Below are 26,259 nucleotides of genomic sequence, written 5' to 3'. Positions count from 1 at the left end.
CGATGCCCGGAGCGCGCGGCAGACATCCCGGCATTACCCCGGAGATCCTGTTGCGCGCCTATTCCATCGGGCTTTTCCCGATGGCCGAATCGGCAGACGATCCGGAAATCTTCTGGGTCGAGCCGGAATTGCGAGGCATCATCCCTCTGGATACGTTTCACGTCTCCAAGAGCCTCGCCAAGAAGATCCGCCAACACCCCTTTGACATTCGTTTCGATACCGATTTCGAGGCGGTCATCGCCGCCTGCGCTGAAGAGACGAGCGATCGCCCCAGTACCTGGATCAACGACACGATCCGCACGCTCTACGCCACCCTGCACGATATCGGCCATGCCCATTCCGTCGAAGCCTGGGAAGGTGACCGGTTGGTCGGCGGTCTCTATGGCGTTTCGCTGGGATCGGCCTTCTTTGGCGAAAGCATGTTTTCCCGCCGTACGGACGCCTCCAAGATTTGTCTCGTCTATCTGGTAGAGCGTCTGCGCGAACGTGGCTTCACTTTGCTCGACACGCAATTCACCACGGAGCACCTGAAGACATTCGGTGCGATCGACGTAGCGAAGGACGCCTATGCCAAGATGCTGGAGAAGGCGATGGAATCGCCCAATCTCAGCTTCACCGACGGTGGAAATCTGCCCGAAATGAATTGATTCCGAAACGGAGTGCCTTAAGTTCGGCACGACAGCCGAGGGTAGAATCGTGAAGAGCCATATTGCAATTGTCTTTCTCGCCGCGTTGACCATCGCGACGCAGGCCGATGCCAAATCATTCCACGACATGTTCGGAACCGAGCCGCCGGCGGGTGACGAAGGCGCCGTGCTTAAAACGCTGGATTTCCAGCAGGGCGCGATCAAAATCCCCACCGCCAATGCCACGCTGAATGTCTCTGACCAGTTCTACTATCTCAATCCGAAGGATTCGAAGAAGGTGCTGGTCGAGCTCTGGGGCAATCCGGAAAGTTCGGTCGGCAATCCGCTCGGCATGATCTTCCCGGTGAAATACCCGCCGACCGACCCACATTCCTGGGGTTCCGTCATCGACTATGACGGCAGTGGCTATGTCTCCGATGAGGATGCCGCATCGACCGATTACGACGATCTGCTGAAAAAGATCCAGGACGCGATCAAGGAAGCGAATCCCGAACGCGAACAGCAGGGTTTCGATCCGATCACGCTGGTCGGCTGGGCAGAACCGCCACATTACGATAAGGCGACCCATGCCCTGCACTGGGCGCGCGATCTGATTTTCGGCAAGGATCCCAATGCCGGCCATACGCTGAACTATTCCGTGCGCGTGCTGGGACGCGAGGGCGTCACCGAGCTCGATTTCGTCGCCGGACTGGATCAGCTGCAGGAAATCAACGCCGCCATCCCCAACGTCATCAATACCGTGCAATATGACAGCGGCAAGCGCTATGCCGACTTCACCAACGGCGACAAGATCGCCGCTTACAGCATGGCAGGCATGATTGCTGCCGGTGCGGGCGTGAAGGTTGCGGCAAAGCTTGGTCTGCTTGCAGTCGTTCTCGGCTTCTTCAAGAGTTTTGGCGTTGCCCTTCTGGCGTTGAAGAAAGGCCTCATCGTCGTGCTGGCGGGTGTCGTCGCAGCCGGTCGCAAGATCCTGGGTCTGTTTCGCCGCAAGGGGAATACGGACGCCTGAAGCAATCCACGCCTGAAGTCTTTTGCGGCTTCAAATTCTGATTGTGGTCTGCTATCCCTCCTGTTGAAGAGCGTGGGTGCATAGAGGTTCCACTTTGCCGTCGTAAATACCGGTCTCATCCAAATCACCCAGTGCATCGGGGCGGCGCAGCGCCGTCCGATGCATGTTCATGTCCATCGGGTGATGGCCTGAGACCGGTTTGGCATTGTCAAAACGCGCCTAATGCAGCCTACCGCTGTCTCAGCTCTTCAGCCGTCCCGCAACATCGCCATACCGCGCCCTGACGGGCTTGTCTCACCGCCAGCTTGGTGGACTTCCAGACGGAAGACCAAGACGGTATGTGCAATATTCTTCAGGTCCGTTGGACCCTTACGCCCAAAACATCGCCTCAGCCATGGATCGCCTGCAGCGGCTGCGGATCTCCAAAACCCTTCAGATCGAGCGGCAAGATCAGGCTCAACGCCAATGGCAAGCGCCTCGATGCCTGGCTCGTCTATAAGTGCATCGATTGCGACAAGACATGGAACCGAACGCTCTTCGAGCGCCGGACCGTTCACGGCCTTGCCCCGTCCACACTCGAGGCACTGCAACGCAGCGATCCAGAGTGGGTGCGAGCGCAGGAATTCGACCTTGATGGATTGAAGCGGAAAGTAAAACGTATCGACGAGCCGCCCGACGTTATCATCCAGAAGGAGGCGATACGTGCGGCAAGCGGCTGGACTTTGCTTGATATCGAGATATCAGCCCAATTCCCGATAAACCTGCGTCTTGATCGGCTGCTTGCATCGGAGTTGGTGATCTCGCGCTCGCGGCTTCAGGCCCTTCGCGATGGAGGCAGATTGAGAACCCATCCGGACCACAGCGAAGTGTTTCGTCATAAGGTCAAAGACGGCATGAGGATCATTCTCGACTTATCGGAGGTTGCCGATCGTCAGGTGATAGGTGAAGCCGCCGCCGCTACCGGGTAAAGCTAAAACCATACCCGCAGGAGCAAGTCTTCTGCGGGCTATGCAATGCTGCAGCGCCTGTCTTGAAAGCGATTACTTCGCGCGGGCGCCAGCGGTATCTGGCGCCGGGACGTCGGACTTCTGCTTGCATTCTTTCAGCCAGACGTCATAGATCGGGTGCTCCACGGCGTTGAGGCCGGGGCTGTCCGCGAACATCCAGCCGGTGAAGATGCGGCGGATACGGCGATCGAGGGTGATCTCGTCGACTTCGACGAAACCGTCCACCTTCTGTTGCTCGGTATCATCTCGCGAATAGCAGGCGCGCGGCGTCACCTGCAATGCACCGAACTGCACGGTCTCGTTGACATAGACGTCGAAAGTGGTGATGCGGCCGGTGATCTTGTCGAGGCCGGAGAAAACGGCGACCGGGTTAGCGATGCGGGCAGCCTCGGCGGTAGAAGCTGCCAAGATGCCGGCGACGAGAACAACGCCAGCTACGGCCAGTGCACGCAAAGAAGCGCTCCGCGTGAAAAACATCATATCCGCCACTCTCCGCTTGGTCTCGGTCAAGGCGCCGAGCAAAAGCCGGCCTATGTCGCGCCTAAAGCCCAATTGTGGCCAAAGGACGAGCCGGCTGTCGCGCTCAGTTGCCCGGGGTCCAGGCGTCGTAGTCGCCGGTCACGCGCGGACGCTCGCCGGCAACGGCAAGAGAGCCCGGCGGGCGATAGGCCTGCGGCGAGCCTGTGGGATTGGCGCGGTGTTCCTTCTGCCAGTCCTTGGCGACATAATTCTCCTTGGACGGAGGAACGTCGGTGCGATGATGCATCCAGCCGTGCCAGCCCGGAGGAATGGCAGAAGCTTCGGCATAGCCCTTGTAGATTACCCAGCGCTTCGGAAGGCCGTAGGAGGACGTGCCGCCTTCGTAATAGACGTTGCCGAATTCATCCTCGCCGACACGCTTGCCAAAACGCCAGGTCGCGAAGCGCGTGCCCATGGTCTGACCGTTCCACCAAGTAAATGTCTGTACGATGAAATTCCACATGTCTTTTCCTCGATACCCGCTGAGGGGCGAGCGATACCAGAATTCGATAGTTTGCTTATGCCGCCAGCGGACCGGCTTGTCCAGTGATTCCAGCGGGCAAAAGGCTTCATTTCAATAGCATCTTGAAGCCTAGATGCGTCGGCTTGAAACCCAGTCTTTCATAGAAGCGGTGCGCATCCTTGCGGGCCGCATTCGAGGTCAGCTGCACCATCCGCATGCCGCGACTTTTTGCCTCGTCGATGCAGAAATTGATCATCGCGGCGCCGATCCCCTGCCCGCGCATATCGGCTCGCGTCTGGACTGCTTCGATGATCATGGCGGAACTACCTCGCCCGGTCAGCGTCGTCGTGATCATCGTCTGAAATGTCCCGACTGCTTCGCCGGCGAGTTCGGCGACATACAGCGTCTGCTCTGGCGACGCCACGATGGTACGAAACGCACGGAGATAGTCGTCATAGGCAGAGGGGTCGGTCGTATCGCCATGACCACCCACGGCGTCGGCGGCAAAGAGGCCGATCAGGGCGCGAAGGTCGGATTCTTTCGCTTCGCGGATCACCAGGCGGGGGTCTTCCATGAACGGTCTCGTCTATTATTTCAGTGGGCCGCCAATGGCTTCTCGAATATCAGCGCCGGAATGCCCGATTGCCCGTTGCCGCAGTTTTCCGTGCGGCCGACCTCGACAAAGCCATGAGCTTGATAAAAAGCGATCGCGGGTTCGTTCTGCGGCTCGACTTCGAGACGCATGATCTCCGCATCCGGAAAGCACGTCTCCAGTTCCGCAAAGATATCGCGACCAATGCCCTCTCGCTGATGCTTGGGGCTGACATAGAGCATGTAGAGCATGACTGTTTTCGTCATCTCTTTGGACATGGCAGCGTAGCCCATGCCGCCGATCGTCCTGCCGTCATCGGCAACGAGGAATTCCGAGTTCTTGTTCGCCAGCCGCGCCTTCAGCGAAGCCGGCGAATGCCAGGAGTCGTGCAGTTCGCTGACCTTTTCCGGCCCGTAGATCCGGTCATAGGTCGCATGCCAAGTTTCGCCAAGCAGAGCGCGGACCTTTTCCAGGTCCTGCTCGCTGGCGGTGCGGACGAAGAACACCGCTTATTCCTCTTCGATGCCGAGCTTGGCCTTGACCAGCGCCTGGACGGCCTGCGGATTGGCCTTGCCGCCGGTCGATTTCATCACCTGGCCGACGAACCAGCCGGCAAGCGTCGGTTTGGCCTTGACCTTGGCGACCTGATCCGGGTTGGCGGCGATGATCTCGTCGACGGCCTTTTCGATGGCGCCGGTGTCGGTGACCTGCTTCATGCCGCGCGCCTCGACGATCTCGGCGGGATCGCCGCCTTCGTTGAGCACGATTTCGAACAAATCCTTGGCGATCTTGCCGGATATGGTTTCGGCCTTGATGAGATCGATGATCGCGCCGAGCTGGGCGGGCGAAACCGGAGTCTCTTCAATGTCTTTGCCGGTTCTGTTCAGAGCGCCCAGCAAGTCGTTGATGACCCAGTTGGCCGCCATCTTGCCATCGCGGCCGGCAGCAACCGCCTCGAAATAATCGGCGATCGCCTTTTCCGAAACCAGAACGGAGGCGTCATAGATCGACAGACCGAGTTCGCGGACGAAACGCTCCTTCTTGTCGTCGGGCAGTTCCGGCAGATGCTCGGCCAACTCCGCAACGAAGGCGTCATCGAATTCGAGGGGCAGCAAATCCGGATCGGGGAAATAGCGGTAGTCATGCGCATCTTCCTTGGTGCGCAGAGACCGCGTCTCGCCCTTGTTCGGATCGAACAGGCGGGTCTCCTGATCGATCGTGCCACCGTCTTCGAGAATGGCGATCTGCCGGCGCGCTTCGTACTCGATCGCCTGACCGATGAAACGGATGGAGTTGACGTTCTTGATTTCGCAGCGCGTGCCGAACTCGCCGCCCGGACGACGGACGGACACGTTGACGTCGGCGCGCATGGAGCCTTCGTCCATGTTGCCGTCGCAGGTACCGAGATAGCGCACGATCGAGCGCAGCTTGGTCATGTATGCCTTGGCCTCGTCGGATGAGCGGATATCCGGCTTGGAGACGATTTCCATCAGCGCGACGCCGGAGCGGTTAAGATCGACGTAGGACATGGTGGCGTGCTGATCGTGCATCGACTTGCCGGCATCCTGTTCCAGATGCAGGCGCTCGATGCCGATCTCGATATCCTCGAACTGGCCCTGACGATCGGGGCCGAGCGAGATCACGATCTTGCCCTCACCGACGATCGGGTCCTTGAACTGCGAAATCTGATAGCCCTGCGGCAGGTCGGGATAGAAATAGTTCTTGCGGTCGAAGATCGAACGCTTGTTGATCTGCGCCTTCAGGCCGAGACCGGTGCGCACGGCCTGTTTGACGCATTCCTCGTTGATAACAGGCAGCATGCCGGGCATGGCGGCATCGACGAGCGACACGTTGGAATTCTGAGGACTGCCGAACTCCGTCGAGGCGCCGGAGAAGAGCTTGGACTTGCTCAGCACCTGGGCGTGGACTTCCATCCCGATAACGACTTCCCAATCACCGGTGGCACCGGGAATGAAGCGTTTCGGATCAGGCGTACGGACGTCGACAATGGTCATGGGAAGCTCTTGTATAATGCTGTTTTCTGCTTTGGTGAGGTAGAGCAATTGGCGAGGCGGCGCAAGGCTTTCGGCGTCGGCGCTTGCTATATGCCCGGGCCATAGGCGCCGTCGCTGTCATCGACCAGCGATTTCGAAAGCTCGACCGTCGGCACGTCGCTGTCGAGCTTCGGGGAATAAACGATAGACAGCCAGCGGATCTCATAGCCGCGCGCCCTGAAGAAGGCGATGGCATCGGTGTTGCCCGCATGACTCTGCAGCGAAACTTTCTCCAGCCCCTGCTCGCGCACATCCGCCTCGATCCGCGCCAGAAGCGCCGAGCCGAGGCCGCGTCTGACGAAATCCGGATCAATCCAGAAATCGGAAATCGCCTCGTCCAGCGCCTCGCGTGCCGCCCATCCCACAGCCTCGCCATTCAACTCTATCACAGTGATCGTCAGCCATAGATTGCGGGTGAAATTTTCAAAGGCTTCGCTTGCGCTTTCCAACAGCTCGCCCGTGCCGCCGATCGCGCCCATCGCCCGCTGCCAGGAGCGCAGGCCGATGCTTGCCAATACTGCCGTTTCACCTTCATGGGCATTGCGAATATGGATCATCGAGCCCCCGCCATTGCAAGTAGTAAAGCACCGGCCAAAGGCTTTTGCCAGCGCCGAGATTCGTTGGCGCTGCTGACGACGGAAAAGCGCTTGCCGAGTTGAACTTGACTGCGAGGCGCAACCCGCTTTAGAAAAGCGTATCAATGGAGTTTTGATGTCTAACTTTTGTCAGTCCCGGTAGAGGCCCCGCTCGCAAGTCTTCTTGCGTGCCGGGCCTGAGAAACGAAGCCCCGACTTCCCCAAGGGAAGGCTCGGATCGTTTTTGTGCGCCCTTTGGCGCTATACGGATTCTGACAACAATGGACATTTCCCGCGCGGAACAGCGCATTCTCCACCTGCTCGCTCAGGGCGGGCGCATCGAACTCGAACGCACCGAAAAGAAGAAGATCGAGACCGCCAGCTGCTACACACGGGATGGCTGGCTCTATCCTGATTTTAGTCTTGAACTCTTTCGCAGGCTCAGACGTTTGAAGGCCATCCGGTCCACCGACGGCCAACCCTACCGGATCACGGAAAAGGGACTGAAGCTGGTGAGGGCGCAGCTGGATAACAGATAGCGACGCGGTGAGAGCCGCCCGATGGGTGGCTCTCACCTGTCGATGCGGCTCGAGCAAGACACTCCGATAGCGATCAGAATGTCCTGATGATGTCAGTCACATGGTCGCCCCGACGATCGCTTTCCTGCTGCACCGCATCTCGCCTTTCGTTCATTGCGGCGATTTGATCCTCACTATCCGCCAGAGCCTTCAAATAGCGTTTCTTCAGATCGCTGTTGTCAGGCACGGCGCCAAGATTGCGCCTTATCCTATCCTGCTCATTGACGGTTTTCTCGATTTCGCTATCGAGGCTCGCCAGTTCGTTCTGGATCGCAATCTGCCTTTTGCGCGCGTCGGCGAGATTTGCGAGCTTGTCGGTCAGAGCCTTGTCATGGGTCGAGGCCGACCACCCGAGCAGCATGTCCGGATCGGTATCAACCAAAGCATAACTGCTGCTCTGAAGCTGCTCGTCGACCGCCGTCAGCATTTTCTCCGTGCCTGCCGACACGACCGCCTTGAGGCGCTGATGCGTTGCCGTCTTGCCGAAGCCTTCAGCCGACGAGAACGACCAGCCGTCCCTGATCGGATGCTCGATGACAACAGTCCGTTCGCCATCCAGCGCGCCCGATACGGTGTATGTCGTCGTCTGCCGATATTTGACGGTGGCATTCATCACGCCGTCGGCAACTTTCAGCGAGGCAATCTCCTCCGTCGGCGTCTGCTGCTCGCTGATCGTTACCTTGCGATCGGTCGCGAAGCTGGCGAGGCGCGTGTCGTCCTTCGGCAATGCCGATAGCTGGGAATCGCCGATATAGCCGGCCTTGCTGTCGTATAGCGTCAGAATCCCCGCCGGCATGCTGACGCCGGTGCTGTTCTTGAGCATCACGGCAGCGATGGGATTGCGATAGGCACTGCCGGCCCGGTACATATCCACCATGTCGGCTTCCACATCCGCATCCATGATCGGCACCGACAAGGTATCGCCATTGGCCAGATCGTAAGTGCCTGGGAGCTCGAAAGTGGCGGAGATATCGCTTTCGGTCTCAGTGGTGGGATCGACTGTAGCCATTTGCATGGGTGTAGCCGGCTTTTCCAGCTCGTCAGCCGTGTCTGCCGCTGCCTTCCTACTGACGCCGCCCATCATCGCTTTTGCGGGTGCGGGTGCCGCTCGTTCCTCGAAATTCGCCGGCAAGCGCTGTCGGTTGGACAGGTCTCCGCTATCCGCATCAGGGACATTGTTCGACGCCGTGTTGACAGGCACCTCCTGCCGCTCTTTCCAATAGAGTTGATGCAGTCCCTGCTTCAGCGTCACCGGCTCGGCAGACGTCAGCGTCAGCTTCACGCCCTTCCAATCCTCGCCGCTGGCATTTTCCAGCACCGTCCATGCCTGCAGACGCGCCTTGTCATTTCCCTCGAAGACGACCTTGTAGGCGGTTTTCCAGATCGGCGACGGGACGACATAGGTCAGGCCGATATCGCCGCTGTTCTTCACGCCGTTCACCTTGATATCGATGGCGCGGGTGCGATCGTTCTTGCCGCGGGCAATGGCTGCCGCCGCCTTGCCGAGCTTTGCCCGCATGTCGGGATCGTCAAGCCGGACGGACGCATCCTCGCCGAGCGCCAGCGTCTCGACCGCGCCATCCTTGTCGATGACGGTCAACAAGGGCACCGTCGTTTTCTCGTCGACCTTCCTCGTCTCGATGCCGAGAATGTTTCCCTCAACAGTCTTGCCGCCGCTGGTGACCGCCACCTTGCCGCCCTGCAGCGATGTCAGAAGCGACGGCACGGATGAGAGCGCTTCCAGACTGAACGGCAGGCCCTTGAAGGTTTCCTGCAACGGCCGCGGCCCGGCCAGCGACATGCCGGCCACCGAACCAGCGGACCCGTTGACCACGAGGCTCTTCAGGATGTCGTCGACCTGATCAAGGGGAACCTCGATCCGGATCACGCCGTCAGTATTGATATCGGCCGATCTGGAAACCTGGGCCAGGCCGCCCGAAGACAGGATAATGGATCGAATGGCCCCATTGTCGGCCGCCAGCGCAATCGCTGGAGATGACACGCTGAGGAGCAGGATCGTCGTGACTTGCTTGAGCATGAAGAGACCTTCCGATTCGGTTGCAGAGGACGAGACCAAGCGGCTCTCTGCAATTTATGATCGTATTTCGGTCCAAAATGTGATGGCGCGCGGGCGGAATATTGGCACATGAAAAAGGGCCGTCCGGATTTCCGGACGACCCCTTTTTCTATTGGCTTTAAACTCCGCGAAACTTGACGAGATCGTTCATCAAGCTGCTCGTGCCGTTGTAGGTGCCTACCACCACTTCGCCGGCGTGAACTTGCCGGCCGCCTGCTCGATGACGTGAGCGGTCTTGAAGAGGGTTTCTTCTTCAAACGGCTTGCCGATGAGCTGCAGGCCGAGCGGCAGGCCCTTCGGGTCGAGGCCCGCGGGAACGGCGATGCCGGGCAGGCCGGCCATGTTGACGGTCACCGTGAAAATGTCGTTCAGGTACATTTTCACCGGATCGGAAGCGAGATTTTCGTCGGCAATGCCGAAGGCCGAGGATGGGGTGGCGGGCGTGAGGATCGCGTCGACGCCGGCGTTGAAGGCCAGTTCGAAGTCGCGCTTGATCAGCGTGCGAACCTTCTGAGCGCGCAGGTAATAAGCGTCGTAGTAACCGGCCGAAAGAACGTAGGTGCCGATCATGATGCGGCGCTTCACTTCCTGGCCGAAGCCGGCAGCGCGCGTCTTTTCATACATGTCGGCGATATCCTTGCCGTCGACGCGCAGGCCGTAGCGAACGCCGTCATAGCGGGCGAGGTTCGAGGAGGCCTCGGCGGGGGCGACGATGTAATAGGCCGGCAGCGCATATTTCGTGTGCGGCAGCGAGATATTGACGATCTCGGCGCCGGCATCCTTCAGCCAGGCAATGCCCTGCTGCCAGAGCGTCTCGATCTCTTCCGGCATGCCATCGACGCGGTATTCGTTCGGGATGCCGATCTTCATGCCCTTCAGAGACTGGCCGAGCGCGGCTTCGTAGTCCGGCACCGGCAGATCGACCGAGGTCGTATCCTTGGCATCGACGCTTGCCATCGACTTCAGAAGGATGGCGGCATCGCGCACGTCGCGGGCGATCGGGCCGGCCTGGTCGAGCGACGAGGCGAAGGCGACGATGCCCCAGCGCGAGCAGCGGCCATAGGTCGGCTTGATGCCGACGGTGCCGGTGAAAGCAGCGGGCTGACGGATGGAGCCGCCGGTATCGGTGGCTGTCGCGCCGGCGCAGAGATGTGCGGCAACGGCTGCGGCCGAACCGCCGGACGAGCCGCCCGGAACCAGTTGCTGGTTCGAACCCTCGGCACGCCATGGGTTGATCACCGGGCCGTAGTAGGAGCTCTCGTTGGAGGAGCCCATGGCGAACTCATCCATGTTGAGCTTGCCGAGCATGACGGCGCCGTCATTCCAGAGGTTCTGCGTAACGGTCGATTCATAGTGCGGCTCGAAACCGTCCAGGATGTGGCTGCAGGCCTGCGTATGAATGCCTTCCGTGCCGAACAGGTCCTTGATGCCGAGCGGAATGCCTTCCAGCGCACCGGCTTTGCCTTCCGCAAGGCGAGCGTCCGACACCTTGGCCATTGCCAGCGCCTTTTGCGGCGTCACCTTCACATAGGCATTAAGCTGAGCATTGGCCGCCTCGATCGCCGAGATATAGGCCTCGGTCAGTTCAGTGGCGGTAATCTGCTTGGCGCGCAGCTTGTCGCGGGCTTCGGCAATGGTCAGGCTGGTCAGTTCGCTCATTTTGTTTCGCTTCAGATCTGGGATTGGGCAACGGGTCGGAAAAGGCTCGAAGGAACCGTTATTCGACGACTTTGGGCACCAGGAAGAAATTCTGATCGGTATTCGGCGCATTGGCGACGATGTCGGCAGCCTTGTTGCCGTCCGTTACTTCGTCGGTGCGCTTCTTCATCGCCATCGGCGTGACGGAGGTCATGGCCTCGACGCCATCGACATTCACTTCGGAGAGCTGCTCGACGAAGCCCAGAATGCCGTTCAGCTCGCCCATCATCCGCTGCGCTTCGTCTTCATTGACGGCGATGCGGGCAAGATGGGCGACGCGTTTGACAGTAGCGAGATCGACGGACATGGCATTCTCCGGATAGCAAGATTATCCACCAAAAGTGGATTTGCTTCACGCTATAAAGGCCATGCCCGCCATACGCAACGGGTATCGTCAGGCAGAAACGCTCTCCCCCGCCTTCGGCGCGGCAACTGCAGTCTTCGAACCTTCCATGCCGGCGATGAACTTTTCCGGCGTCGCATCGATGATCGGGAAAGTGCCGTAGTGGCAGGGAATGGCGGTCTTGAAGTTGAAGAAGCGCTGGCAGGCGAGTGCCGCCACCGCGCCGCCCATGGTGAAGCGGTCGCCGATCGGCACGATGCCGATATCGGGTTGATGCAGCTCGTTGATAAGGCCCATATCCGAGAAGATGTCGGTATCGCCCATATGAAACAGCGTCGGCTCATCATCGAAATGCAGCATCAAGCCGTTCGGATTGCCAAGCGCGTGGGAAACGCCGTCTTCGGTGATCTGGGCAGAGGAATGCAGCGCATTGGTAAAGGTGGCCGAGAAGCCGCCGAGGCCGACGGTGCCGCCGGTATTGCCCATTTCCAGCTTATCGACGCCCTTGGTGCCGAGCCAGGAGGCGAGGTCAGCATTGGCGAGAACGACCGCGCCGGTATCCTTGGCGATCTGAACCGCATCGCCGACATGGTCGGCATGGCCGTGGGTCAGCAGGATATGGGTGACGCCTTGCGCAACGTCCTTGATGTTGAGACCGGCGGCCGCAAAGGAGGAATTGTAAGACAGAAATGGATCGATCAGTATCTTTGCCTTGGCCGTTTCAATGCGAAAAGCGGAGTGGCCGAGCCAGGTGATCTTCATTGGATTTCTCCTTATGACTTGATTTGAAATGGTAGGCTGGTGTCCAGAGCATTTCCAGTGGAAACGCTCTATCCATTTGTTCTTCCGCATTTCCCGACGCAAAACCGCTGTGCGCTTTTGCTGGAAATGCTCTAGGAGATATCTCAAACCGCAACAAAGAAAAGCGGTTAGGACTTCAATTTGTTTTGACAGGAGCACGACCCTGATGACGACGCTGACCATCGAAGATCTAGCCGTGATGCTCCTGCCCGGCCAGCCGATCGCCGGTCTCGACCTCGGCACGAAGACGATCGGGTTGGCCATGTCGGATCTCGGGCGGCGTTTTGCCACGCCTCGCCCCGTCATCAAGCGCGTGAAATTCACTCAGGATGCAGAAACATTGCTCGCTTTCGCGGAGAAGGAAAAGGTCGCGGCCTTCGTCATAGGGCTCCCAATGAATATGGATGGCTCTGCCGGACCGCGCGTGCAGGCAACGCGCGCCTTCGTGCGCAGCATGTCGGAAAAGACTGCCCTGCCCTTCGTCTTCTGGGATGAGCGACTTTCGACCGTTGCGGCCGAGCGGGCACTGCTGGAAATGGACGTCTCGCGTGCCAAGCGCGCCGAGCGCATCGACTCGGCGGCGGCAAGCTTCATTCTTCAGGGAGCATTGGACAGGTTGTCGGCGCTCGGCAGGGCCGCCTTGCTCAATCCAGACGCCTCCTGACGGCGTTTCCACCATCCGATGATGGCCGCCCGACGACGAAAGCCATAGATTGCAAAGACCAGCAGGCTGTCGAAAGCGATGGCGCGCGCCACAAGCGGCGGGATGGTTTCCGGCGGGATGCCGAGAACGTTACCGTAGATATCGAACACCAGATCGTGCATCTGCCGCGTCAGCATGAAGATGCCGAAGCTCATGTCGTAATACGATAGATAATACCATGCCCCGAGGAACGAGACAGGGGCAGCCCAGCAAATCAACAACCACTTCATGCGGTACCTCTTCGACGCTGAAATTGCGTCGTGCCAGCCGAAAGGACAAACCAGTTCGACAGCGCCATAGCGCTCAACACCATTGTCGGCAGCGTGATATCTAGTGCAAGCACGGCAAAGAACATCACCGCCGTAACGAGAAACACTAATTTAGCGGGTTTTAACCCCATGGCTGCACGCTTGATGGTTAACTAATCGTCTTCCAACAGTGACGAGTTAACCGCTGCGGCGCAATGTAAACCATTTGTTAAGGTTAACAGCGAGGCGGACCTGTGGATATCCCCTGTCCGATGGTCGATATCAGCCGTAGACCCCGCGCACGATCCGCTTCAAGGCCGTTGCCGCCTTCTCCCAATCCTTGCCGTTCTTCAAGACGAGGCCGGCGCATTGATCGCTGACGGCTGACGCCAGCACGATGTGCTGGATGGCGGCAAAGATCATGGCGTTGACCGCCTGGGCATCGACGCCCTTGGGCGGCACGAGCGAGCCGCGCATGCGCTCGATCCAGCCTGCGAGCGCCTTGGATCGGGCCTCGGACAGCCGGCGCACCTGCTCGCTATTTTCGGAGACTTCCCAGGCGACGATGCGGCGCATCAGCGGATCGGCGCGCAAAGCATCGAGAAACAGCATCGAAAGCCGCTCCATCAGATCGCCATAGGTCAAAAGAAACATGCCGCCGGTGTCGTCAGGAATGCGATCCGTCACCCAGCTGCCGAGATCGGTCCCGATGGCTTCCACGAGGCCGTTCAAGCCGCCGTAATAGCGGTAAATCAGCTGCTTGTCGCAGCCGGCACCGCGGGCGACCGCATTGATGCCGAAATTCTGGAACCCCTCCTCCGCCAGAAGGCGTTTGGCGGCATCGAGGATTGCCTGCTCCGTCGCGGCGCGATTGCGCACGCGCTTTTCCACGACAGGCACTTCCAGGGGGATTTTAACAGCAGCGTTTGCGACGGCCATCGACTCGACTCCAATCTGTCACCGAGCGGTGAATAGCAAGCCAAATCGCCGCGAACAACAAAACCGTCAGGTCTCGTGTCCCCCAAACCGCGCGAATCCACAGATTAGAGAAACTGACCAAACCACACTGTCGTTTCGGACGCCAGACATCTCTTCAAAGGTGCCGGCCGACATCCATTCGCCGGTGCAATATGCGAATGATCGCGATTTCACCATCCCGTAAAAGATAGTAGATCACATGGGACCCTACGGCATATTTGAAATAGCCATCACGGATGTCAGCAGGACGACCGTTTTTCAGGCTGGATGCCAATCCCTCGAAAGCCTCGACGATTTCGGCATGGTAGATCTCGGCTTGCCTTACAGATCAGTTCTCGACCGTATATCGCCAGATACCTTCAAGATCGGCCACCGCAAGCGGGGAAAGACCGTGCTTGCGAGGCCTATTCACCATAGGTCGCGCGCATTCGCTTGAGGAACGCCGCGTTATCGAAGGAAGCAACCTCCCCGGATTCCTCACCGGCTATCAACGCATTCTGCAGGGCTTTGACCTTTACCTCGTGCTCTTCAAGCAGCCGCAGACCTGCGCGAACGACATCACTGGCAGAGCCATACCGGCCTGTCTTTATCTGTGCCTCGATGAAGGCGCTGAAATGATCTCCCAGCGAGACGGATGTGTTGCGAGCCATGAAGCCCTCCTTGCCGATACCAATAGATAATAAATATTGGTATCGCATCAATCAAGGATGTCGCGACAGAACCGCTGGCGCAGTGCTATGTCGCCGGCGGATACAGCAGATCGACGATGTAGCTCGCGTCGAAGCGTGAATCGAGCATGCCGTAGGTCGCCCGCCAGCCACCGGCGAGACGGGTTTCGATGAAGGCATCGGCGATCTTGCCGGCTCCGAGGCGATAAAGCTCGGCCGCACCGGCTGCGAGCGCCAGTTGTTCCACCAGCAAACGGGCGGCGCCTTCATCCTGTTCGCAAAGCGCCATGGCGGCACGCAGAACATCGATAGTCTTCTTGCCGGCAGGGCCGAGATCGCGGGCAAGGCCGGCAAAGACTGTTTCGAACAGGTCCTTGCCCCGATTGAGTACACGCAGGACGTCAAGCGCCATGACGTTGCCGGAGCCTTCCCAGATCGCATTGACGGGGGCCTCGCGGTAGTGGCGGGCAATCGGACGCTCTTCGATGTAGCCGCTGCCGCCGATGCACTCCATGGCTTCATAGATCAGCGCCGGCGCGATCTTGCAGCACCAATATTTGGCGACCGGCGTCATGACGCGGGCATAGGCCGCATCCTCCGAGCTGCCGCTTGCCTTGTCGAAGGCTTCGGCCAGGCGGAAGGCGAGCGCGGTTGCGGCAGCGACATCGAGCGCCATATCGGCGAGCACGCGCGTCATGATTGGCTGGTTGACCAGCATCTTGCCGAAGACGCTGCGACCCCGCGCATGATGCACGGCCTCGGCGAGCGAGGCACGCATGATGCCGGCAGAGGCCAGCGCGCAGTCGAGCCGCGTCAGCGTCACCATGTCGAGGATGGTGCGGATGCCGGCATCCGGCGCGCCGAGCAGGAAGCCGAACGTATCGGTGAACTCGACTTCTGACGAGGCATTCGAGCGGTTGCCGAGCTTGTCCTTCAATCTCTGGAAATGAAGGCCATTGGCCGAACCATCCTCCAGCAGCCGCGGCACCAGGAAGCAGCCCATGCCGTCCTTGGTCTGGGCCAGCATGATGAAGGCGTCGCTCATGGGCGCCGACATGAACCACTTATGGCCCGAAAGCCGGTAAATGCCTTCGCTGACCTTGTCAGCACTTGTCTTGTTGGCGCGCACGTCCGTGCCGCCCTGCTTTTCCGTCATGCCCATGCCGATGGTGACGGCGCTCTTCTGCATGGCGGGCTTGTTGGACGAGTCGTACTTACGCGAGAGAATCTTCGGTGCCCAATCCTTCTGCACCGCTGGGGAAGCCATCATGGCGGCGACCGAAGCGCTGGTCATCGTGAGCGGGCAGAGGTGGCCGCATTCGAGCTGCGCAGTCAGATAGAAGCGGGCGCCGCGCACCTTGTGCGAATGACCCTTTGCTTCAGGGTCAGCCTGCGCATCCCAGATCGAGGAATGCAGGCCCATCGCCATGGAGCGACGCATCAGCGCGTGCCAGGCGGGGTGAAACTCGACGACATCGAGACGCTCGCCGCGCGGGCCGTGGGTGCGCAGCTGCGGCGTGCCCTGGTTCGCCATGCGCGCCAGTTCCTGGGCCTCGTGCGAGGTGACGAAACGACCATGCTGCTCCAGCTCTTCCCGTATCGAACGCGGCAGGCCGGAGGTGAGATCGACGATCAGCGGATCGGAACGATAAGCATTGATGCCGGTCCAGAGGCTCGGCTGGTTCAGGTCGGCAAAGGGGTCGTCAGTCCGGGTCGCTTGGGTCATGAATCGCTTGTAGAACAAGTGGGTTGCAAAGGGAAACTGGAAGTTACGTCTCCCACCGGCATCGCTCCTGTAGTGGGATTCGGGCGAAATTGCATGGGGAACAAACGGCCTCGGCACATACCCACGCTTGCCCCATCGGCGCTCCCTCTTTATAGACCGCCTGACGAAATCCGGAGGCAGGTTCATGGTCTTCTTTCCCCACCGCCACCTCATTGGCATCAAGGGCCTCACCGAGCAGGATATCACCTATCTTCTCGACAAGGCCGACGAGGCGGTCAAGATCAGCCGCCAGCGCGAGAAAAAGACATCGACGCTTCGCGGTCTCACGCAGATCAATCTCTTCTTCGAAGCATCGACGCGCACGCAATCCTCCTTCGAGCTGGCCGGAAAACGGCTGGGCGCCGATGTGATGAACATGTCGGTCGGCAACTCCTCGGTCAAAAAGGGCGAGACGCTGATCGACACGGCGATGACGCTGAATGCCATGCGGCCTGATGTGCTTGTCATCCGTCATTCGAGCGCGGGCGCTGCCGCGCTCTTGGCGCAGAAGGTTTCCTGCTCCGTCGTCAACGCCGGCGACGGCCAGCACGAGCATCCGACTCAGGCCCTGCTCGACGCGCTGACGATCCGCCGCGCCAAGGGCAAGCTCTCGCGCATCATCGTCGCGATCTGCGGCGACGTGCTGCATTCGCGCGTGGCCCGCTCCAATATCCTGCTTCTCAACGCGATGGGCGCACGCGTCCGCGTCGTCGCACCCGCCACGCTGCTGCCGGCCGGCATCGCCGACATGGGCGTGGAAGTCTTCCATTCGATGAAAGAAGGGCTGAAGGATGCCGACGTTGTGATGATGCTGCGGCTGCAGCGCGAGCGCATGTCCGGCGCCTTCGTACCTTCGGTGCGGGAATATTATCACTTCTACGGGCTCGACGCAGAGACCTTGAAGGCGGCCAAGGAGGATGCGCTGGTCATGCACCCAGGGCCGATGAACCGCGGGGTGGAAATAGCCTCAGAGGTGGCCGACGGTCCGCAAAGCGTCATCGCCGAACAGGTCGAGATGGGCGTCGCCGTCCGCATGGCCGTGATGGAGACGCTGCTCGTTTCGCAGAACCAGGGGCCTCGCAGCGAGGGAGTGGGCGCATGAGCAACTCGATCGTCCTCCAGAACGTCCGCATCATCGATCCCTCGCGCAATCTCGATGAAACCGGCACGATCGTCGTCGAAGACGGCGTGATCGTTGCCTCGGGCAAGGATACGAAGAGCCACGGCATTCCCAAAGGCGCAACCGTTCGCGATTGCAATGGCCTCGTCGCCATTCCAGGCCTGGTCGATGCACGCGTGCACGTCGGCGAGCCTGGCGGTGAACATCGCGAAACGATCGCCTCGGCGAGCCGTGCGGCTGCGGCCGGCGGCGTCACCTCCTTCATCATGATGCCGGACACGGACCCGGTTATCGACGATATTGCCCTCGTCGAATTCGTCCGCAAGACGGCACGCGATACGGCCGTCGTCAATGTTTATCCCGCAGCGGCCCTTACCAAGGGGCTGGCCGGCGAAGAGATGACGGAAATCGGCTTGCTGCGCGAAGCTGGAGCCGTCGTGTTCACCGACGCGCATTCCAGCGTCCACGACAGTCAGGTTCTGCGTCGCATCATGACCTATGCGCGCGAATTCGGCGCCGTCATTTCCTGCGAGACACGCGATAAATATCTCGGCGCAAACGGCGTCATGCATGAAGGTCTGCTCGCAAGCTGGCTTGGCCTTTCGGGCATTCCGAAAGAGGCCGAATTGATTCCGCTGGAGCGCGACCTCCGCATCGCGACGCTGACGCGCAGCCATTACCACGCTGCTATGATCTCAGTGCCGGAATCGGCGGAGGCTATCCGCCTCGCCCGCTCGCGCGGCGCCAAGGTCACCTGCGGCATCTCCATCAACAATCTCGCGCTCAACGAGAACGATATCGGCGAGTACCGGACCTTCTTCAAGCTCTATCCGCCACTGCGCTCCGAGGATGACCGCACAGGCATGATCGAGGCGCTGGCCGACGGCACGATCGACATCATCGTCTCCTCGCATGATCCGCAAGATGTCGATACGAAACGCCTGCCGTTCGGCGAGGCAGAGGACGGCGCGGTCGGGCTGGAAACGCTGCTTCCGGCAGCGCTCCGGCTCTATCATAGTGGCCAAGTCAGCCTGATGCGGCTCATCGATGCGCTCTCGACGCGGCCGGCGCAGATCTTCGGGCTGCCTGCCGGCACACTGAAGCCCGGCGCCAAAGCGGATATCGCTCTCGTCGATCTCGACGAGCCTTGGCTTGTCGCAAAAGACATGCTTTTGTCGCGCTCGAAGAATACGCCCTTCGAAGATGCGAGAATGAGCGGCCGGGCGGTTGCAACCTATGTCGCCGGCAAGCTGGTTTACAGTCTCTAAGGCAAGCGCCAGGGTTTACGGAGAATAGGACGCGATGGCTGATTTCTGGACTTGGCAGCTTACCCTGCAGACCGCGCTGGCAGCTCTGGTCATCGGCTATCTGCTCGGCTCCATCCCATTCGGCCTCCTGCTGACCCGCATGGCCGGGCTCGGCGACGTGCGCAACATCGGTTCGGGCAATATCGGCGCGACCAACGTGCTGCGCACCGGCAACAAAGGGCTTGCAGCCGCAACCCTCCTGCTCGATGCCTTTAAGGGCACCGCCGCTGTCCTGATCACCGTGCATTTCTTCGGCGAGGATGCCGGTGTGCTTGCAGGCTTCGCCGCCTTCATCGGCCATATCTTTCCGGTGTGGATCGGCTTCAAGGGCGGCAAGGGTGTCGCCACCTATCTCGGCATCCTGCTCGGGCTTGCACCGTTGATGGCCCTGATCTTTGCCATCGTCTGGTTGGCGATCGCCTTTACCACCCGCTACTCCTCGCTTTCCGCGCTGGTTGCAACTCTTGTCATCCCGGTTGTATTGTGGATATTGGGCGCCGATAAGATCGCCGCCGTCATGGCGCTGATGACCGTTATCTCCTGGTACAAGCATAGGGCCAATATTGCCCGGCTGACCGCGGGAACGGAAGGCAAGATCGGAGCAAAGGGATAATGGACACAGGCAGCGCAAGACGGACCGGAGTTGCGCTGACCGAAAAACAAAGGATCGCCTGGCTTAGGCTCATCCGCTCCGACAATGTCGGTCCCTCCACTTTCCGCGATCTCATCAATTACTATGGTTCGGCCGAAGCAGCTCTGGCCGCGCTGCCGGAGCTTTCGCAGCGCGGCGGCTCGACGCGCGCGATCCGCATTGCCGATGAACGGGACGCCCTGCGGGAGCTGGAATCGGCACACCGCTTCGGGGCGCGTTTCGTCGGCATCGGCGAACCGGATTATCCCCCTGCCCTTCGCGAGATCGATGGTGCGCCGCCGCTGCTTGCCGTCAAAGGCAACATGTCCGTAGCGACGAGACCGGCCATCGGCATGGTCGGCTCGCGAAATGCCTCGATCAGCGGCGCCAAATTCACCGCCATGATTGCACGCATCTGCGGCGAGGCCGGTTATGCCGTAGTCTCGGGCCTGGCGCGCGGCATCGACACGGCCGCTCATCGCGCCAGCCTTGCGACCGGCACGATCGCCGCCATGGCGGGCGGGCTCGACCAGCCCTACCCACCTGAGAATATCGGCCTGCTCAATGACATCTGGGATGGCAACGGGCTTGCCGTCAGCGAGATGCCGTTCGGCTGGGAACCTCGGGCGCGCGATTTTCCACGCCGTAATCGACTTATTGCGGGCATATCGCTCGGTGTCGTGGTCGTCGAGGCGGCAACCCGCTCCGGCTCGCTGATCACGGCGCGCCTTGCCGGAGAATTCGGCAGGCTTGTCTTTGCCGTTCCCGGCTCGCCGCTCGATCCGCGCTGCGAAGGGACGAATGGCCTGCTGAAAGATGGCGCGATGATCGTAACAACGCCGGATGACGTCGTCGAAGCGCTGCGGCCGCTCGCCGAGCCGGACCTTTTTCGCCCGCGCCCCGCAACAGCACCTATCGAAAGAAGCAAGCCGCTCTCCATGCCGCCCGATGATGCCGAGCGCGACCACATCGTCGAAGCGCTCGGACCGACACCGGTCGAGATCGACGATATCGTCCGCCATACCGGCCTGCCGATATCGGCCGTTCACTCCGTTCTTCTCGAACTCGACATGGCCGGCCGGCTGCATCGGCATCCCGGCGGACTGGTATCGATCTCCATGCTGGATTGAAAACTGTGACACGCGTACCGATTCTAAGCATCGCATCGTCGCGCCAAGCGCAAAAATCGCATTACAGCGCCGCGCGTCACATAAGATGCGCAAAGGTCGCTGTAGCACGTTAAAGGTGCTGCATAATTTTATGCTTCAATCGATTCCGATTTAAGGAATTATGCAGTAGCCTCTTGACCGCGACGATTTCCCTGTCCATGTCGGAAGGCCGGGAAGACGGAAAAACCCGGTATCTCCCGCGTCTTATACCGGCGCGACCTCGTATTCAGAGACTTGATGATGAACGTTGTAGTGGTGGAATCGCCTGCCAAGGCCAAGACAATCAATAAATATCTGGGACCCGGATATAAGGTTCTTGCATCCTTCGGCCATGTGCGTGACCTGCCCGCCAAAGACGGTTCGGTGCTGCCGGATCAGGATTTCGAAATGCTGTGGGAAGTCGATGGTGCCTCGCAAAAGCGCATCAAGGACATCGCCGATGCGCTGAAAACCTCCGACGGCCTGATTCTCGCGACCGACCCGGATCGCGAGGGTGAAGCCATTTCATGGCATGTGCTCGACGTACTGAACAAGAAGCGCGTCATCAACGGCAAGCCGGTGAAGCGCGTCGTCTTCAACGCCATCACCAAGAAGGCCGTGCTCGACGCGATGGCCGAGCCGCGTGACATCGACGTGCCGCTGGTGGATGCCTATCTCGCCCGCCGCGCCCTCGACTATCTCGTCGGCTTCAACCTGTCGCCGGTTCTCTGGCGCAAGCTGCCTGGCGCTCGCTCGGCCGGCCGCGTGCAGTCCGTGGCGCTTCGCCTCGTCTGCGATCGCGAGTCGGAAATCGAACGCTTCATCTCGGAAGAATACTGGAACCTCTCGGCGATCCTGAAGACACCGCGTGGCGATGAATTCGAAGCGCGCCTAGTCTCCGCCGACGGCAAGCGCCTGCAGCCGCGCGCGATCGGCAACGGCGAAGAGGCCGGCAAGCTGAAGGCCCTGCTCGAAGGCGCCTCCTATGTCGTCGACACAGTCGAGGCAAAGCCAGTCAAGCGCAATCCGAGCCCGCCCTTTACAACGTCGACGCTGCAGCAGGCCGCCTCCTCGAAGCTCGGTTTCTCGGCCTCGCGCACCATGCAGGTAGCGCAGAAGCTCTACGAAGGCGTCGATATCGGCGGCGAAACAGTCGGTCTCATCACCTATATGCGTACGGACGGCGTGCAGATGGCGCCGGAAGCGATCGATGCGGCACGCCACGCCATCGCCAACCAGTTCGGCGACCGCTACCTGCCGGAAAAGGCACGCTTCTATTCCACCAAGGCAAAGAATGCCCAGGAAGCGCACGAGGCAATCCGCCCGACCGATTTCGACCGCGTGCCGGACCGCATCCGCAAGTTCCTCGATGACGACCAACTCAAGCTCTACGATCTGATCTGGAAGCGCGGCATAGCCAGCCAGATGGCATCGGCCGAAATCGAGCGTACGACCGTCGAGATCCTGGCCGACAATGCCGGCAAGAAGGCCGGCCTTCGCGCCGTCGGCTCCGTCATCCGCTTCGATGGCTTCATCGCCGCCTATACCGACCAGAAGGAAGACGGCGAGCAGAGCGACGACAGCGAAGAAGGCGGCCGCCTGCCTGACATCAACGCGCGGGAAAATCTCGCCAAGCAGAAGATCAATTCGACCCAGCATTTCACCGAACCGCCGCCGCGCTATTCGGAAGCTTCACTAATCAAGAAGATGGAAGAGCTCGGCATTGGCCGTCCTTCCACCTATGCCGCGACGCTCGCAACCCTGCGCGACCGCGACTACGTGACCATCGACAAGCGCAAGCTCGTGCCGCAGGCTAAGGGACGGCTGGTCACAGCCTTCCTCGAAAGCTTTTTCACTAAATATGTCGAATACGACTTCACGGCCGATCTGGAAGAGAAGCTTGATCGCATCTCCGCCGGTGAGTTGAACTGGAAGGACGTGCTTCGCGATTTCTGGCGCGATTTCTTCGCCCAGATCGAAGACACGAAGGAACTGCGCGTCACCAATGTTCTGGATGCACTGAACGATGCGCTGGCACCGCTTGTCTTCCCGAAGCGCGAAGACGGCAGCGATCCGCGCATCTGCCAAGTATGCGGCACGGGTAACCTCTCGCTGAAGCTCGGCAAATACGGCGCCTTCGTCGGCTGCTCGAATTATCCGGAATGCAATTATACCCGCCAGCTTTCGTCGGAAGGGGGCGCAGAGGCCGAATCCAACGGATTGAACGAACCGAAAGCGCTCGGCACCGATCCGGTGACCGGTGAAGAGCTGACGCTGCGTTCGGGCCGCTTCGGTCCCTATATCCAGCGCGGCGACGGCAAGGATGCCAAGCGCGCTTCGCTGCCGCGCGGCTGGAAGCCCGAAGATATCGACTATGAGAAGGCGATGGCGCTGATTTCGCTGCCACGCGACATCGGCAAGCATCCCGAAACCGGCAAGATGATTTCTTCCGGCATCGGCCGTTATGGGCCTTTCCTGCTGCATGACGGCAGCTACGCTAATCTCGAAAGCGTCGAGGATGTCTTCACCGTCGGTCTGAACCGCGCCGTCACCGTTCTTGCCGAAAAGCAGAGCAAGGCAGGCGGTGGAGCGCGCGGCGGGACGCCCGCAGCGTTGAAGGATCTCGGCGCGCATCCGGATGGCGGCGGCACGATCACCGTTCGCGACGGCAAGTATGGCCCCTATGTCAATTGGGGCAAGGTCAACGCAACTCTGCCGAAGGGTACGGACCCGCAAGCAATCACCGTCGAGGAAGCTCTCGCTTTGATCGCCGCCAAGGCCGGCAAGAGCCGCGGCACCACCAAGAAGGTACCCGCCAAGGCAAAGACCGCGGCTGCCGGCGCCAAAGCGACGAAAACGACCGCCAAGCCGAAGGCTGCTGCAAAGAAGCCTGCGGCGAAGACGGCAGCGAAAAAGAAGAGTGCAGAGTGAGCAGAGAACCCCGCGGCAGGATTTCATCGTCGGAGCGACGCCCCGGCAAGTCTGGTCGTGCGACCAAGCGGGGTGAGAACGCCGAACCGATGATGGCGATCATCCACGGCGAGCTGCCGCCGCGCGAGGTCATCCTGCGCTTCATCGCCGATCATCCGCAGCAGGCTTCCAAGCGCGAGCTCGCCAAGGCCTTCGGCTTGAAGGGCGAGAGCCGCGTCGCGCTGAAAGAACTGCTGCGCGAGCTCGAAGAAGAAGGCATGGTGCAGAAGAGCCGCAAATCGCTCATCCGCCCCGGCGCGCTGCCGCCGATCGCCGTGCTGGATATCACCACCCGTGACAAGGATGGCATGCTGATCGGCCGCCCCGCCGAATGGGCCGACGAAAACGGCGTCGCGCCCGCAGTCATGATCAAGCAGTCCTCCTCGCCTGCCGGCCGCAACGGCACGGGCAAGGCGCCGGTTGCCGGCATGGGCGACCGCATTCTTGCGAAGATCTTTTCGGCCGTCGATCGCGGCGGCCCGGCCTATACGGCTCGCATCATCAAGGTCATCGACAAGCGGCAGGGCGCCTCCATGGGCGTCTTCCGCGAAACGCCAGGTGGCGGCGGCCGCCTCATGCCGATCGAGCGGCGCGGCGAAGAAATGGTGATCGATCCGGATTATACCGGCGGCGCCAAGGACGGCGATCTGGTCGAGGTCGAAGTTGCGCGTCTCGGCCGCTTCGGTCTTGCTCGCGCCAAAGTTCTGTCTGTTGTCGGTTCTGTCGCGTCGGAAAAAGCGATCTCGATGATCGCCATTCATGCGCATGGAATACCGCATGTATTTCCGGCTCCCGTGATTGCGGAGGCCGATGCCGCCAAGCCGGCGACCATGTCCCATCGAGAGGATTGGCGCAGCCTGCCGCTGATCACCATCGACCCGGCCGACGCCAAGGACCATGACGACGCCGTCTACGCCGAAATGGACCCCTCGCCCGATAATCCCGACGGCGTGATCGTCACCGTCGCCATCGCCGACGTTTCCTGGTATGTGCGTCCGAACTCGCCGCTCGACCGCGAAGCGCTAAAGCGTGGCAATTCGGTCTATTTCCCTGATCGCGTCGTGCCGATGCTGCCTGAGCGCATTTCCAACGATCTCTGCTCGCTGAAGGAGGGCGTCGATCGGCCTGCCCTCGCGGTGCAGATGATCTTCTCCAAGGAAGGCCGCAAGGCCGGCCATACCTTCCATCGCATCATGATGAAGAGCGCGGCCAAGCTTTCCTACCAGCAGGCGCAGGCGGCGATCGACGGCAAGCCCGATGACAAGACCGGTCCGATGCTGGAGCCGATCCTCAAGCCGCTCTGGCACGCCTATGAGATTTTGAAAAAGGGCCGCGACCGGCGCCAACCGCTCGAGCTCGACATGCCCGAGCGCAAGATCCTGCTGAAGCCTGATGGCACCGTCGATCGTGTCTTCGTGCCGCCGCGCCTCGACGCGCACAAGCTCATCGAAGAAATGATGATCCAGGCGAACGTTGCCGCTGCCGAGACGCTTGAAAAGCGCAAGCAGGTGCTGATCTATCGTATCCACGACGGCCCGACGCTCGCCAAGCAGGAAGTGCTGCGCGAATTCCTGGCGACCCTCGGCATATCGCTTGCCAAGGGCGGCAATGTACGCGCCAACAGCTTCAACGGCATCCTCGCGAAAGCTGAAGGCACAGCGCATCAGACCATGGTCAACGAGATGGTGCTGCGCTCGCAGAGCCAGGCGATCTACAGCCCTGACAATATCGGGCATTTCGGCCTGAATCTGATGAAATACGCCCACTTCACCTCGCCCATCCGTCGCTATGCCGACTTGATCGTGCATCGCGCGCTCGTCGCCTCGCTCGGCCTCGGCGAAGGTGGGATCACGCCGGACGAAGAAGCATCGCTCGACGATATTGCAGCTGAGATCTCGACCTTCGAGCGTCGCGCCATGGCCGCAGAGCGCGAGACGGTGGACCGGCTCATCGCCCATCATCTTGCCGGCCGCGTCGGTGCGGAATTCGAGGCGCGCGTTGGCGGTGTCACCAAGTCGGGACTCTTTGTCACCCTGCCGGACTATGGCGCCGACGGTTTCATCCCTATATCTACGCTCGGCACCGATTATTTCATTTATGACGAGGCGCATCAGGCGCTGACGGGTGAAAGAACGGGGCTCGGCTATCGCCTCGGCGACGATGTCACGGTGAGACTGGCGGAAGCCGTTCCGCTTGCCGGAGCCCTGCGCTTCGAAATGCTGAGCGATGGCAAGCCTATGCCGACGGCGGTGCGCTCCTTCCACAAGGCGACCCGCCGCAACAAGAGCCAGGCGCGCAAGGCGCCGGGCACGAGACCGCCGCGCGGCCGCAGGTAAAACACGGCTGCCGGCACGGAGG

General features: G+C 60.5%; 26 protein-coding genes. 11 read left to right on the top strand and 15 right to left on the bottom strand.

The window, feature by feature from the left end:
- The first annotated feature begins 2 nt into the window (after positions 1-2).
- The 3 genes from aat (at position 3) to AC13RM_RS07425 (ending at position 2,624) form a co-directional block, all read left to right on the top strand.
- A complete protein-coding gene (aat, locus tag AC13RM_RS07435) occupies positions 3-647 on the top strand; it encodes a leucyl/phenylalanyl-tRNA--protein transferase (protein WP_113233003.1) in 645 nt (214 codons plus the stop codon).
- A gap of 49 nt (positions 648-696) precedes the next feature.
- Positions 697-1,656, top strand: coding sequence for a DUF2167 domain-containing protein (locus AC13RM_RS07430; RefSeq protein WP_374816918.1), 960 nt, complete (start codon positions 697-699; stop codon positions 1,654-1,656).
- Between the two features lie 338 nt (positions 1,657-1,994).
- Positions 1,995-2,624, top strand: a complete 630-nt coding sequence (locus AC13RM_RS07425; protein WP_374816917.1) for a DUF1062 domain-containing protein — start codon at positions 1,995-1,997, stop codon at positions 2,622-2,624.
- Between the two features lie 72 nt (positions 2,625-2,696).
- Here AC13RM_RS07425 and AC13RM_RS07420 read toward each other — a convergent pair whose 3' ends face one another.
- The 6 genes from AC13RM_RS07420 to AC13RM_RS07395 all read right to left on the bottom strand — a co-directional run bounded on the left by AC13RM_RS07420 (position 2,697) and on the right by AC13RM_RS07395 (position 6,848).
- Positions 2,697-3,143 carry a DUF2155 domain-containing protein gene (locus AC13RM_RS07420; RefSeq protein WP_374816916.1) on the bottom strand — a complete coding sequence of 149 codons (447 nt, stop codon included), beginning with the start codon at positions 3,141-3,143 and terminating at the stop codon, positions 2,697-2,699.
- 103 nt (positions 3,144-3,246) lie between these two features.
- Entirely contained in the window at positions 3,247-3,645 is a 399-nt protein-coding gene (locus AC13RM_RS07415) for an NADH:ubiquinone oxidoreductase subunit NDUFA12 (protein WP_113233007.1), read from the bottom strand.
- A gap of 106 nt (positions 3,646-3,751) precedes the next feature.
- On the bottom strand, positions 3,752-4,219 hold the full coding sequence (locus AC13RM_RS07410; protein ID WP_374816915.1) for a GNAT family N-acetyltransferase: 468 nt from the start codon (positions 4,217-4,219) through the stop codon (positions 3,752-3,754).
- Between the two features lie 20 nt (positions 4,220-4,239).
- On the bottom strand, positions 4,240-4,743 hold the full coding sequence (locus tag AC13RM_RS07405) for a GNAT family N-acetyltransferase (RefSeq protein ID WP_374816914.1): 504 nt from the start codon (positions 4,741-4,743) through the stop codon (positions 4,240-4,242).
- Positions 4,744-4,746: 3 nt separating this feature from the next.
- Entirely contained in the window at positions 4,747-6,252 is a 1,506-nt protein-coding gene (gatB, locus tag AC13RM_RS07400; RefSeq protein WP_440479710.1) for an Asp-tRNA(Asn)/Glu-tRNA(Gln) amidotransferase subunit GatB, read from the bottom strand.
- 86 nt (positions 6,253-6,338) lie between these two features.
- The gene (locus tag AC13RM_RS07395) at positions 6,339-6,848 is read right to left on the bottom strand and encodes a GNAT family N-acetyltransferase (protein ID WP_374816912.1); all 510 of its coding nucleotides are present in this window, start codon (positions 6,846-6,848) and stop codon (positions 6,339-6,341) included.
- 299 nt (positions 6,849-7,147) lie between these two features.
- On the opposite strand from AC13RM_RS07395, the gene AC13RM_RS07390 reads away from it, so the two are divergent.
- On the top strand, positions 7,148-7,405 hold the full coding sequence (locus AC13RM_RS07390) for a YjhX family toxin (RefSeq protein ID WP_152094282.1): 258 nt from the start codon (positions 7,148-7,150) through the stop codon (positions 7,403-7,405).
- A gap of 73 nt (positions 7,406-7,478) precedes the next feature.
- Here the strand turns inward: AC13RM_RS07390 and AC13RM_RS07385 are convergent, their stop codons facing one another.
- The 4 genes from AC13RM_RS07385 to AC13RM_RS07370 form a co-directional block, all read right to left on the bottom strand.
- Positions 7,479-9,482 (bottom strand): DUF4139 domain-containing protein, encoded by a 2,004-nt coding sequence (locus AC13RM_RS07385; protein ID WP_374816911.1) that lies wholly within the window; start codon positions 9,480-9,482, stop codon positions 7,479-7,481.
- A gap of 216 nt (positions 9,483-9,698) precedes the next feature.
- The gene (gene gatA / locus AC13RM_RS07380; RefSeq protein ID WP_488554741.1) at positions 9,699-11,180 is read right to left on the bottom strand and encodes an Asp-tRNA(Asn)/Glu-tRNA(Gln) amidotransferase subunit GatA; all 1,482 of its coding nucleotides are present in this window, start codon (positions 11,178-11,180) and stop codon (positions 9,699-9,701) included.
- A gap of 58 nt (positions 11,181-11,238) precedes the next feature.
- A complete protein-coding gene (gene gatC / locus AC13RM_RS07375; RefSeq protein ID WP_015339557.1) occupies positions 11,239-11,526 on the bottom strand; it encodes an Asp-tRNA(Asn)/Glu-tRNA(Gln) amidotransferase subunit GatC in 288 nt (95 codons plus the stop codon).
- Between the two features lie 87 nt (positions 11,527-11,613).
- Complete coding sequence (locus tag AC13RM_RS07370) at positions 11,614-12,324, bottom strand: metal-dependent hydrolase (protein WP_488554740.1); 711 nt, start codon at positions 12,322-12,324, stop codon at positions 11,614-11,616.
- 205 nt (positions 12,325-12,529) lie between these two features.
- Here AC13RM_RS07370 and ruvX point away from each other — a divergent pair, with 205 nt between their 5' ends.
- A complete protein-coding gene (gene ruvX / locus AC13RM_RS07365) occupies positions 12,530-13,027 on the top strand; it encodes a Holliday junction resolvase RuvX (protein ID WP_285174162.1) in 498 nt (165 codons plus the stop codon).
- Here ruvX and AC13RM_RS07360 read toward each other — a convergent pair.
- From AC13RM_RS07360 to AC13RM_RS07340, 5 genes are all read right to left on the bottom strand, one after another.
- On the bottom strand, positions 12,961-13,296 hold the full coding sequence (locus AC13RM_RS07360; protein ID WP_113233016.1) for a DUF6105 family protein: 336 nt from the start codon (positions 13,294-13,296) through the stop codon (positions 12,961-12,963). The genes ruvX and AC13RM_RS07360 overlap by 67 nt on opposite strands.
- Positions 13,297-13,596: 300 nt before the next feature.
- Entirely contained in the window at positions 13,597-14,253 is a 657-nt protein-coding gene (locus tag AC13RM_RS07355) for a TetR/AcrR family transcriptional regulator (protein ID WP_488554739.1), read from the bottom strand.
- A 154-nt stretch (positions 14,254-14,407) separates the two neighbouring features.
- Complete coding sequence (locus tag AC13RM_RS07350; protein WP_488554825.1) at positions 14,408-14,602, bottom strand: type II toxin-antitoxin system RelE/ParE family toxin; 195 nt, start codon at positions 14,600-14,602, stop codon at positions 14,408-14,410.
- 94 nt (positions 14,603-14,696) lie between these two features.
- Positions 14,697-14,942 (bottom strand): type II toxin-antitoxin system ParD family antitoxin, encoded by a 246-nt coding sequence (locus AC13RM_RS07345; RefSeq protein WP_374816907.1) that lies wholly within the window; start codon positions 14,940-14,942, stop codon positions 14,697-14,699.
- Positions 14,943-15,027: 85 nt separating this feature from the next.
- Entirely contained in the window at positions 15,028-16,686 is a 1,659-nt protein-coding gene (locus AC13RM_RS07340) for an acyl-CoA dehydrogenase family protein (RefSeq protein ID WP_440479705.1), read from the bottom strand.
- Positions 16,687-16,870: 184 nt separating this feature from the next.
- On the opposite strand from AC13RM_RS07340, the gene AC13RM_RS07335 reads away from it, so the two are divergent.
- The 6 genes from AC13RM_RS07335 (at position 16,871) to rnr (ending at position 26,237) form a co-directional block, all read left to right on the top strand.
- The gene (locus tag AC13RM_RS07335) at positions 16,871-17,827 is read left to right on the top strand and encodes an aspartate carbamoyltransferase catalytic subunit (RefSeq protein WP_113233019.1); all 957 of its coding nucleotides are present in this window, start codon (positions 16,871-16,873) and stop codon (positions 17,825-17,827) included.
- The gene (locus AC13RM_RS07330; protein ID WP_488554738.1) at positions 17,824-19,113 is read left to right on the top strand and encodes a dihydroorotase; all 1,290 of its coding nucleotides are present in this window, start codon (positions 17,824-17,826) and stop codon (positions 19,111-19,113) included. The genes AC13RM_RS07335 and AC13RM_RS07330 overlap by 4 nt, the downstream gene beginning before the upstream one ends.
- Before the next feature lie 34 nt (positions 19,114-19,147).
- Complete coding sequence (gene plsY, locus AC13RM_RS07325) at positions 19,148-19,765, top strand: glycerol-3-phosphate 1-O-acyltransferase PlsY (RefSeq protein WP_440479703.1); 618 nt, start codon at positions 19,148-19,150, stop codon at positions 19,763-19,765.
- Complete coding sequence (dprA, locus tag AC13RM_RS07320; RefSeq protein ID WP_440479702.1) at positions 19,765-20,913, top strand: DNA-processing protein DprA; 1,149 nt, start codon at positions 19,765-19,767, stop codon at positions 20,911-20,913. The genes plsY and dprA overlap by 1 nt, the downstream gene beginning before the upstream one ends.
- A 279-nt stretch (positions 20,914-21,192) precedes the next feature.
- The gene (gene topA / locus AC13RM_RS07315; RefSeq protein WP_440479715.1) at positions 21,193-23,862 is read left to right on the top strand and encodes a type I DNA topoisomerase; all 2,670 of its coding nucleotides are present in this window, start codon (positions 21,193-21,195) and stop codon (positions 23,860-23,862) included.
- Positions 23,859-26,237: a ribonuclease R gene (rnr, locus tag AC13RM_RS07310; protein ID WP_488554737.1), complete on the top strand. Its 2,379-nt coding sequence runs from the start codon at positions 23,859-23,861 to the stop codon at positions 26,235-26,237. The genes topA and rnr overlap by 4 nt, the downstream gene beginning before the upstream one ends.
- Positions 26,238-26,259: the final 22 nt, after the last annotated feature.

This window comes from Martinezella sp. CNPSo 3732 (genome assembly GCF_057784515.1).
This window is presented reverse-complemented; position numbering and strand designations above follow the sequence as displayed.

Excerpts from the sequence above, each read along its gene's own strand:
- AC13RM_RS07330 (WP_488554738.1), top strand. The coding sequence starts at position 17,824 with ATGAGCAACTCGATCGTCCTCCAGAACGTCCGCATCATCGATCCCTCG.
- AC13RM_RS07345 (WP_374816907.1), bottom strand. The coding sequence starts at position 14,942 with ATGGCTCGCAACACATCCGTCTCGCTGGGAGATCATTTCAGCGCCTTC.
- ruvX (WP_285174162.1), top strand. The coding sequence starts at position 12,530 with ATGACGACGCTGACCATCGAAGATCTAGCCGTGATGCTCCTGCCCGGC.
- gatB (WP_440479710.1), bottom strand. The coding sequence starts at position 6,252 with ATGACCATTGTCGACGTCCGTACGCCTGATCCGAAACGCTTCATTCCC.
- AC13RM_RS07410 (WP_374816915.1), bottom strand. The coding sequence starts at position 4,219 with ATGGAAGACCCCCGCCTGGTGATCCGCGAAGCGAAAGAATCCGACCTT.
- topA (WP_440479715.1), top strand. The coding sequence starts at position 21,193 with ATGAACGTTGTAGTGGTGGAATCGCCTGCCAAGGCCAAGACAATCAAT.
- AC13RM_RS07420 (WP_374816916.1), bottom strand. The coding sequence starts at position 3,143 with ATGATGTTTTTCACGCGGAGCGCTTCTTTGCGTGCACTGGCCGTAGCT.
- AC13RM_RS07340 (WP_440479705.1), bottom strand. The coding sequence starts at position 16,686 with ATGACCCAAGCGACCCGGACTGACGACCCCTTTGCCGACCTGAACCAG.
- gatA (WP_488554741.1), bottom strand. The coding sequence starts at position 11,180 with ATGAGCGAACTGACCAGCCTGACCATTGCCGAAGCCCGCGACAAGCTG.
- dprA (WP_440479702.1), top strand. The coding sequence starts at position 19,765 with ATGGACACAGGCAGCGCAAGACGGACCGGAGTTGCGCTGACCGAAAAA.
- plsY (WP_440479703.1), top strand. The coding sequence starts at position 19,148 with ATGGCTGATTTCTGGACTTGGCAGCTTACCCTGCAGACCGCGCTGGCA.
- AC13RM_RS07355 (WP_488554739.1), bottom strand. The coding sequence starts at position 14,253 with ATGGCCGTCGCAAACGCTGCTGTTAAAATCCCCCTGGAAGTGCCTGTC.
- AC13RM_RS07370 (WP_488554740.1), bottom strand. The coding sequence starts at position 12,324 with ATGAAGATCACCTGGCTCGGCCACTCCGCTTTTCGCATTGAAACGGCC.
- AC13RM_RS07385 (WP_374816911.1), bottom strand. The coding sequence starts at position 9,482 with ATGCTCAAGCAAGTCACGACGATCCTGCTCCTCAGCGTGTCATCTCCA.
- AC13RM_RS07395 (WP_374816912.1), bottom strand. The coding sequence starts at position 6,848 with ATGATCCATATTCGCAATGCCCATGAAGGTGAAACGGCAGTATTGGCA.
- aat (WP_113233003.1), top strand. The coding sequence starts at position 3 with ATGCCCGGAGCGCGCGGCAGACATCCCGGCATTACCCCGGAGATCCTG.
- AC13RM_RS07360 (WP_113233016.1), bottom strand. The coding sequence starts at position 13,296 with ATGAAGTGGTTGTTGATTTGCTGGGCTGCCCCTGTCTCGTTCCTCGGG.
- AC13RM_RS07335 (WP_113233019.1), top strand. The coding sequence starts at position 16,871 with ATGGTCTTCTTTCCCCACCGCCACCTCATTGGCATCAAGGGCCTCACC.
- AC13RM_RS07415 (WP_113233007.1), bottom strand. The coding sequence starts at position 3,645 with ATGTGGAATTTCATCGTACAGACATTTACTTGGTGGAACGGTCAGACC.
- AC13RM_RS07425 (WP_374816917.1), top strand. The coding sequence starts at position 1,995 with ATGTGCAATATTCTTCAGGTCCGTTGGACCCTTACGCCCAAAACATCG.
- AC13RM_RS07390 (WP_152094282.1), top strand. The coding sequence starts at position 7,148 with ATGGACATTTCCCGCGCGGAACAGCGCATTCTCCACCTGCTCGCTCAG.
- gatC (WP_015339557.1), bottom strand. The coding sequence starts at position 11,526 with ATGTCCGTCGATCTCGCTACTGTCAAACGCGTCGCCCATCTTGCCCGC.